This window comes from Mameliella sp. AT18, from assembly GCF_028807275.1.
Classification (GTDB): Bacteria; Pseudomonadota; Alphaproteobacteria; order Rhodobacterales; family Rhodobacteraceae; genus Antarctobacter; species Antarctobacter albus.
In genome coordinates this window covers 25,699-32,177 of sequence record NZ_JARAMO010000013.1, presented here as the reverse complement: position 1 = coordinate 32,177, position 6,479 = coordinate 25,699, and the positions used below count along the sequence as shown (strand labels likewise).

Annotated in this window: 4 protein-coding genes and 1 pseudogene; 2 read left to right on the top strand and 3 right to left on the bottom strand. The window is 68.1% G+C overall.

Annotated elements, in window-relative coordinates; translation table 11 throughout:
* The 3 genes and pseudogenes from PVW46_RS01500 to PVW46_RS01490 form a co-directional block, all read right to left on the bottom strand.
* Window positions 1-323: pseudogene (locus PVW46_RS01500) on the bottom strand (MFS transporter); the annotation flags it as partial.
* A gap of 247 nt (window positions 324-570) precedes the next feature.
* Complete coding sequence (gene queA, locus PVW46_RS01495; protein ID WP_069208774.1) at window positions 571-1,626, bottom strand: tRNA preQ1(34) S-adenosylmethionine ribosyltransferase-isomerase QueA; 1,056 nt, start codon at window positions 1,624-1,626, stop codon at window positions 571-573.
* Between the two features lie 17 nt (window positions 1,627-1,643).
* Window positions 1,644-4,916 carry a YhdP family protein gene (locus tag PVW46_RS01490; protein WP_274574157.1) on the bottom strand — a complete coding sequence of 1,091 codons (3,273 nt, stop codon included), beginning with the start codon at window positions 4,914-4,916 and terminating at the stop codon, window positions 1,644-1,646.
* Window positions 4,917-5,014: 98 nt separating this feature from the next.
* Here PVW46_RS01490 and PVW46_RS01485 point away from each other — a divergent pair, with 98 nt between their 5' ends.
* Window positions 5,015-5,476, top strand: coding sequence for a peroxiredoxin (locus PVW46_RS01485; protein ID WP_043143350.1), 462 nt, complete (start codon window positions 5,015-5,017; stop codon window positions 5,474-5,476).
* A gap of 111 nt (window positions 5,477-5,587) precedes the next feature.
* Complete coding sequence (locus PVW46_RS01480; RefSeq protein WP_069208497.1) at window positions 5,588-6,412, top strand: ferritin-like domain-containing protein; 825 nt, start codon at window positions 5,588-5,590, stop codon at window positions 6,410-6,412.
* Window positions 6,413-6,479 lie beyond the last annotated feature (67 nt).

Sequence of the window (6,479 nt, the reverse complement as noted above, 5' to 3'; positions counted from 1 at the left end):
GCATTGTTCAGCCAGCTTTCGGCGGTGACGTAGACGCCGCAGAAACAAAAGCCCAGCACCAGCCGCCCCAGCGTCCAGGCGATCGGGTCCTGGACCGCCGGGAACAGGATCAGCACCGCCGAGACAAAGGACCCCAGCGCCGCAAAGACCCGCACATGCCCGACACGCCGGATCATCCCCGGCACGGTCCGCGAGGCCAGCAGGAAACCCGCGAAATAGCCCGCCATGACGATCGACATGGTGCCGGCGGAAAACCCCGCCGCCGCGCCGCGCACGCCCAGCAACGACCCCTGCAGACCGTTGCCGATCATCAAGAGCAACATGCCCAGGAGCAGCGCCCAGGAGTTTTTCAGCACATGGACCAATGCGTTGTCCTTTCTTTTCGGCACACTGCAAAATGGCGCACCACTGCCGGATGGCCGTTGGCGACGCCCTGCCCGATTCTGTGTCGCTGTGGAACCAAAAGCGTCACCGCTTGGCGAATTGCTGCGACTTTTTTCGGCAGGATCACGACACGCGGTTTCCTGCCCCGACCACCTTGTGACCGATGCGGAACCTCCGCGCGGTTTCTCAGCCCGCAGGCGGGATCAATAGCGAGGCATCGCCGTAGGAAAAGAACCGGTATTCGGTGGCAACCGCATGGGCATAGATCGCCCGGATGCGGTCAGGCCCCATCAGGGCCGAAACCAGCATCATCAGGGTCGATTTCGGCAGGTGGAAATTGGTCATCAGCGCGTCGGTCACGTTGAAGGTGAAACCGGGGTAGATGAAGATATCCGTCACCCCCTGGAACGGCGCGATTTCGCCCCCCCGTGCGGCCGTCTCGATCAGGCGCAGCGCGGTGGTGCCGACGGGGATGATCCGCCCGCCCGCGGCGCGGGTGGCGGCGATCTCACCGGCGGCCTTTTCGCTGACCTCGCCCCATTCGCCGTGCATCCTGTGGGTGGTCACGTCCTCGACCTTGACCGGCAGGAAGGTGCCCGCGCCCACATGCAGGGTGACATGGGTGAACTCCACGCCCCTATCGCGCAATTGTGCCAGCAGCGCGTCGTCGAAATGCAACGAGGCGGTGGGCGCGGCGACGGCGCCGGAATGCCGGGCCCAGACCGTCTGGTAATCCTCGTGGTCCTGCGCGTCGGCGGGGCGTTTGGCGGCGATGTAGGGCGGCAGCGGCATGGCGCCTGCAGCGTTCAGCGCGGCGTCGAAATCATCGCCTTCAAGGTTGAAGCGCAACAGGCCCTGCCCCTCTTCGCGCGCCTCAAGAGTGGCACTCAAGGCACTGGAAAAGATGATTTCCTCGCCATCGCGCACCTTCTTCAACGGCTTGATCAGGGCCGCCCAGGTGCCGCCGGCACGCGGCTCCAGCAAGGTCACCTCGATCCGGGCCTCAGTCTCTCCGGCGTCGGAGATGCGCCGCCGGACACCTTGCAGCCGCGCCGGGATCACCCGCGTGTCGTTCAGCACCAGCCGGTCCCCCGGGCGCAGCCAGTCCACAAGATCGGTGACATGCGCGTCGGTGATCTTGTCGCCCTCGGCCACCAGCAGCCGGGCCGAGGTGCGTGGACGCGCGGGCCGCGTGGCAATCAGCCCGTCCGGCAGATCGAAATCGAAATCGCTGAGCTTCATGGGGCAACCCGTTGGAATCACTGTGACAGCTTGGGCGGAGGCCGGCGGAAGATGTCACGGAACATGCCCGGGGTGAAGGCCGAAAGCGGGTTGACCATGACGCGCGGACTCTCGACCGAGCCACGCAGGTTGAAATTGAAGCCGATCAGCCCCTCGCCCCGGCGCGAGAAGATCTGGCCGATGCCGTTGATCAGGTAGATCGGCGACAGCACCCCCTGCATGTCCATGCTGCCGCTGGCCAGGTCGTAATACCCGTCCAGCGAAATCCCCATCGACGGTCCCACCGCGCTGGACCGGCTGACGATCACCCGGCTGGGGGTCAGGCGGAACCGCGCCTCGACATCGGTAAAGAATATCCCCGGCCCGTTGAGCTGGTCCAGCAGGCCCACGACACTGACCGCGTCCAAGAGCGCGGCGATGGCGGGGGCCTTGCGCATCCGCGTCCCCTCGATCCGCATGAACCCGTCATAGCTGCCCGGCTGGCCCCGGACCGGCGCGATGTCCAGCTGAAAGCTGCCGTCGCGCACGGTCTTGAGAAAGCCCGCGGCCCGCAGCACGTCGCCCGCGTCTTCTCCGGTGATGCGGAAGGCGGTGCCCCCGGCCTGCGGCACCGCCAGCCCCTTGACCGGCGTGCGCCCGCCAAGCTGGGCATCGAACCGCCCGTTCAGCCCGCGTGTCGTGTCGAAATCGGCGCGGAAGTCCTCGAAGACGATGCTGTCGGTCAGACGCAAGCTGTCCAGCGTCAGGGTCAGCGGCGCGCCGCCCCCAGGCCCGCCATCCCCGCCCCCCGTGCCCGAGCTGGAGGTGAAGGGCGCGCGCCGCATGTCCACGCTGCCAGAGCCGACCTCGATCGCCGGCAGCGCCCCGGCGCCGCGCCCGCGCAGACGCCCCGTGACGTCCAGCCAGTCGCCCACCGTCAGCCGCGACAGTTCCAGCCGGTCGAACCCGCCCCGTGCGGTCAGCAGGACGCGGCCCTCGGCCTCGAGCCCCGCACCCTGCAGTTCAAGCCGCTCGATGGTCGGCACCTCTCCCAGCAGGCCCGCGACGGCAAAGCGGCCGCGTTCGCCCGGCGCCATGTCCCAGCCCAGTTGCGGCAGCGACAGGCCCATCCCCTCCAGGTCGCTGGTCAGCGAAAACCTCGCCGGGGCGCCGCGCGGCATGTCGATGCGCAACATGCCCTTGCCACTGCCCCGGACCGTGCCCGGCGGCAGGCCGATCCCCAGTGCCGCGATGCTTTCGGGCGTCAATGTCACCTCGGCGTCGACCTCACCGCCAGAGCCGGAGAAGGGCCGCGCCCAGCGGCCCGTGGCCGGGACACCGTCGACGATCACCGCCCCTTCGAGGGCCACCGCCGTGTTGGTGACGCTCAGGGCCAGCCGGTCGGCGGTCAGCGGCTTGCCCGGAATGGCCGTCGGTGCATCCACGTCGCGCAGCGTGCCTTCGAGGTTCAGCGCCACGTCCTGCAGCGTCAGCCCCCTGACCAGCGGCAGCGCGATCCGACCCGAGACGCGCGCCCGTCCGCTGGCCATGTCGACGGTCCGGTCGGCCTTGTCGATCAGGCGCCAGGCCTCGTTGTTGAGATAGGACAGCGCGGCGGTGACGCTGCCCCGCGCCTGCAAGCGCACCTCGCCCACCGCGGGTTTGACCCGCAGATCGCCGATGACGAATTCGGTCCCGCTGAGGTCGATGGGCCCGCGCCCCGCATCGGTTATGCCCGTCTCCAGCCGCAGCCCAAGCCGCCCGTCGTAGATCGTCACCCTGCCCGCGGCGCCGGTCAGGCCCGGCATGCGCGGGTTGAAGGTCGCCACACCCTCGGCAAAGGCGAAGTCGATATAGGTCTTGGGCTTATCCGCGCCCGGGTCCGCACGCAGGGCGAACTGCACGTCCTCGACCCGTCCGCTGTGGACGTTGTTCACGACCCAGCGGCGGGTGCCCGGGTGCAGGTCCTCGGGCCAAAAGCTCAGCACCTGTTCCGGCGAGGTCTGCGCGATCCGCGTGTCCAGCGCCAGGCGCCAGCCCTCGGCCTGCGCCGAGAGTTGGCCCGTGGCACGCAACGGGTAGATCGGATCGGTCAGGCGCAGCTCTCCCAGCGTGACCTCGAACGGATCGAGCCGCACCTTGAAGGCGGCCTCGGCCCCCGACAGGCTGACCTCGCGGTCCAGCAGTGCGCCCTTGGCCAGCGCCATGTCGCTCAGCGTGAACTGCCCGGTCAGCCCCTGCGGCCAGCCGGTCTCGACCTCGTTCAGCCGGGCTGTCCCGGCCGCCGTCACCTTGCCCAGCGGAGAGGCCAGGCGAATCCGCTGGAACCGCAGCAGCCCCTCGGCGGGCGTGTAGGTAAAGGCGGTTTCGGCACTGTCGAAGGGCAGCGCGCGGGTGGCGGCGGTGGGCTGCAGCGCGCCTTTGCCGATCCGCAGAGAGGCCTCCAGCGGTTTCAGCGCGCCGCTTTCATCGAGACCCGAGCGCAGCGCCCCCGAGATCGGTGCGTCCAGTTCCTCGAGCCAGGCCAGCGCCGGGCTTTGCGTGGCGATGTCGCGCGAGGCAAGCCCGTGCAGGATGACGCCGAAATCCAGGCTCTGCTTGCCGATGGGGCTTTGCGCCTCGACCTCGACCGTGGCCACGCCGTCGCCGCCCGCCAGCAGCGCCACATCGCCGGACAGCGCCAGCCGCCCGTCCTCGCGCGCCAGCCGCAGGCGCCCGCCGTCGGCGGTCCAGCCACGCCGCGCGCGCTGGTCCTCGTAGCGCAGGGTCAGCGCGTCCGCCTCGAAGGAGGTCAGCCCCGCCAGCCGCGGATCGCCCATGACCGTGTCGATGCGGGCGATGATCTGGCCAATGTCGGGCATCTCGGAACTGGCGGCAAAGGCATCGCCCAGCGACAGGCCCAGCCGCCCGTCCGCATCGCGCCGCAGGGTGACGAAGGCGCCGGAAACCTGCGCCTCGCGCAGGTCGACCTGGCCGTTCAGTAGCGCGGCGGGCGACAGGCCCGCCTCGATGTCCGACAGCTGCGCCACCGTTTCGCCGTTGAGATTGCGGATCTCGACGTCCCAGAGGATCACCCGTGCCAGGCCGCTGCGCTGGATCAGCAGGCTCATACGGCCGAAATCGACCTCGATTCCCGGCAGGCTCTCGGCGATGCGTGTTTCGATCCGTTCGCGGACCCATTCGGGCGCGTCCACCGGGCGGCCGACCATCGCGTAGCCCGCCACCCCCAGCATCGCCAGAAGCGCCACAAGGACGTAAAGAACCCGCCGCCCGCGCCTGCGGCGGCGGGGCGGTGTGGATTTTTCCTGCATTCCGGCCTGACTGCTCACTGGAAGCCCGCGCCCATTGTCTTACTCTCCTGGCACAGCTTTATGGCACATCATACCGCAACGCACCAAAGGAGACACCCATGTCCGACACCGCGCTGGAAACCGCCCCCGATTTCACCCTGCCCTCGACCTCGGGCGAGGTATCCCTCTCGGCCCTGAAAGGCGCGCCGGTGGTGCTGTTCTTCTATCCCCGCGACGACACCTCGGGCTGCACCAAGGAGAACGAGGCCTTCACCGCGCTTCTGCCCGAGTTCGAGAAACTGGGCGTGAAGGTCTTTGGCGTGTCCAAGGATTCGATCGCCAGCCACGAGAAATTCATGGCCAAGAAGGCGCTGACCGTGCCGCTGATCTCGGACGAAGGGTCGGACATGTGCGAAAACTACGGTGTCTGGAAGGAAAAGAAGATGTACGGCAAGACCTTCATGGGCATCGAACGCTCCACCTTCCTGGTGGATGCCGAAGGCCGCATCGCGCAGGAATGGCGCAAGGTGAAGGTCCCCGGCCATGCCGAGGCGGTGCTGGAGGCGGCACAGGCGCTGTAGTCCCGGCAGCCGCGCCCGGGACTTGCGTCATGGGGGCGCTGCCCCCATACCCCCGGGAGTATTTTTGCCAAGAAGAAACCTGGACAGACCGGAAAGGGACGCGGGCGCGGGATGATGAGCCTTTGCGAGATGGCGGTGGACGTTCTGACCACCGCGGACGGGCGGCGGAAAACCGCCAAGTCGCGGGCCCATGCCGCGCGGTGGTTCGCGGCGCGCGCCGCCGGCGAGGAGATCCCGCTGGGGCGGGCGGCGGCGCCCCTGCGCCCTGCGCGCCCCGAGGCGCCGCAACTGCTGGACCCGCGCGAGGTGCCCAAGCGCAAGCCAGGCAGCCCGCAGGGGCGCATAGCGCTGCTGCATGCCGTCGCCCATATCGAGCTGAACGCCGTCGATCTGCATTGGGACATCATCCCGCGTTTTGCCGAAACGCCGATGCCCGCCGGGTTTTACGACGACTGGGTCAAGGCGGCGGACGAGGAGAGCAAACATTTCAACCTGATGTGCGACTGCCTGGAGGAACTGGGCAGCTACTACGGCGCCCTGCCCGCCCATGCGGGCATGTGGCGCGCCGCCGAGGACACCGTCGATGATTTCATGGGGCGGCTGGCGGTGGTGCCGATGGTGCTGGAGGCGCGTGGCCTGGACGTGACGCCGGGCATGATCGCGATCTTCCGCAAGGCCGGGATGGACAGCGCGGTCGCCGCGCTGGAGACCATCTATGCCGAGGAAGTGAGCCATGTGGCCTACGGGTCGAAGTGGTTCCATTTCCTCTGTGGCCGTCATGACACGGACCCGAAAAGCGTGTTTCACGAGCTGGTGAGAAAGTACTTCAAAGGCGCGCTGAAACCGCCCTTCAACGAGGAAAAGCGCGCCGAGGCCGGATTGCCGCCGGATTTCTACTGGCCGCTTGCGGATCAGACCCCGAACCGAAGCCGTTGAATCGGCGGATTTTTGCCATTTCGGCCCCTTCCCGCCGGTGCGACCGAATCGCATGGCCAAAAATCTT

Bases quoted from the DNA above. Each gene is read 5' to 3' on its own strand.
- queA (WP_069208774.1), bottom strand. From the start codon at position 1,626: ATGAAGCTCAGCGATTTCGATTTCGATCTGCCGGACGGGCTGATTGCC.
- PVW46_RS01490 (WP_274574157.1), bottom strand. From the start codon at position 4,916: ATGCAGGAAAAATCCACACCGCCCCGCCGCCGCAGGCGCGGGCGGCGG.
- PVW46_RS01485 (WP_043143350.1), top strand. From the start codon at position 5,015: ATGTCCGACACCGCGCTGGAAACCGCCCCCGATTTCACCCTGCCCTCG.
- PVW46_RS01480 (WP_069208497.1), top strand. From the start codon at position 5,588: ATGATGAGCCTTTGCGAGATGGCGGTGGACGTTCTGACCACCGCGGAC.